Here is a 1358-nt window from a genome sequence, read left to right as displayed (position 1 = left end):
TAGCGGCTGCTAAACACCAACAGTATGAGCGTGCAATAGCCAAGAAACAATACTCTGAAATAACATTTAGTAGTTTAATGTGTTTTTGTGAAAAAAGTGTGTCTATGGGGCCAGAGCCTGGCCTATAGTTGCCACAAATTGGATAGCTATGGTTATTCTATTTATTGCGTTACATGTAACATAATGAGGAGGAGTTAAATGAAAGCCTCTTTTGCTCGTAAATTTGCTCTATATCTTTGCCCTACTGATGAGTCTATTCCCCGTCCACAATTACATAAAATTATTATTCAAAATTTCAGGTCTATAGGTTTCTGTAATTAAAGTGAGGTTTCTGCGCGGTTGCAGAAACCTCACTGAATTGGCAGAAAGAGCGACATGATGGCCAGCGCAACCACTCAGAACTGGTTTTCCAGAGATATAAAAGGATTTGGAGGAGAGTAATGCATGAAATAAAAATGACAAATTAAACAGGAATTTATGCTCGGTTGGGTATCCTTAACAAAATGACTAGTATTGGCATGCCCAATAATTTTCGAGTTGCGTAGAACCGTCTAATGAAAATCCCTTAGATAGTAATGCAAAAAGGCAGATGAAGACTGACCATTAATCAATACATTTCTTTGACTAGATCCGCAGCATACTATAATTAATACATAAAGTTTTTATTATTTAAATATAATGAAAAAATTAAAACAAATGATTAATAAATTTTCAAGCGATATGATGCTATCTTTAGAATCTGCCACATATCCTGATTTAGTCATTGATGGCTTAAAGAAAGCATTAGGCGAATTACGCGATCAACAAAATCTCTTACAATTCTACATGCATTTAAGCGAATTGATGCAATGCTTTCATAAAGAACATCATATTATTAATATTCTATCGTCAGAAAATTATGATGATATTTCTTCTGAACACTTAACTACCGGAACTTATCTTGTAGAGACCATGGCCTCATTTAAAAGGATGCTATCAAATTATTGTTTGCTTACAGGGAAGAAAAACTCATTTAAATCAGAATTAACAAATACAGAGTTTGATAATTATTTCACGGATTTTTAACTTTGTTAAAATGTAAATTCAAAAGGAAGATGCTGATAATTGCCAGAGATTTTGAGTTAAATGTTAAAGAAAAGAATCAAAACCACATGTTTACACAATAGAATTGGAAAGTTTTGTAGAACAAATATTGAATAAAAGAACAGAACTTCGCTCTAGTCCAGACAATGATGATGTCGATTCTTTCAATGAAGATTTATGTATCTTTAATGATTTGTTTAAAGAAGCACATTATTTATATAGTCTGTCCTCTGGTCTTAGATGGAATAACCGTATTCAATTGAATGAAACCCCTA

2 protein-coding genes are annotated in these 1358 nt (G+C 32.8%); both read left to right on the top strand.

Features of this window, described 5'->3' with window-relative positions:
• The first annotated feature begins 720 nt into the window (after nt 1–720).
• Entirely contained in the window at nt 721–1065 is a 345-nt protein-coding gene (locus BN58_RS03895; RefSeq protein ID WP_232220315.1) for a hypothetical protein, read from the top strand.
• A gap of 103 nt (nt 1066–1168) precedes the next feature.
• Nucleotides 1169–1358: hypothetical protein (locus BN58_RS32685; RefSeq protein ID WP_040916119.1), on the top strand; the 190-nt coding region annotated here is incomplete at its 3' end.

This window comes from Legionella tunisiensis (genome assembly GCF_000308315.1).
In the GTDB taxonomy this organism is placed as follows: Bacteria; Pseudomonadota; Gammaproteobacteria; order Legionellales; family Legionellaceae; genus Tatlockia; species Tatlockia tunisiensis.
Note: the sequence above shows the minus strand (reverse complement) of the source record. Positions and strands in the feature narration are given on the sequence as shown.

Excerpts from the sequence above, each read along its gene's own strand:
- BN58_RS03895 (WP_232220315.1), top strand. The coding sequence starts at position 721 with ATGATGCTATCTTTAGAATCTGCCACATATCCTGATTTAGTCATTGAT.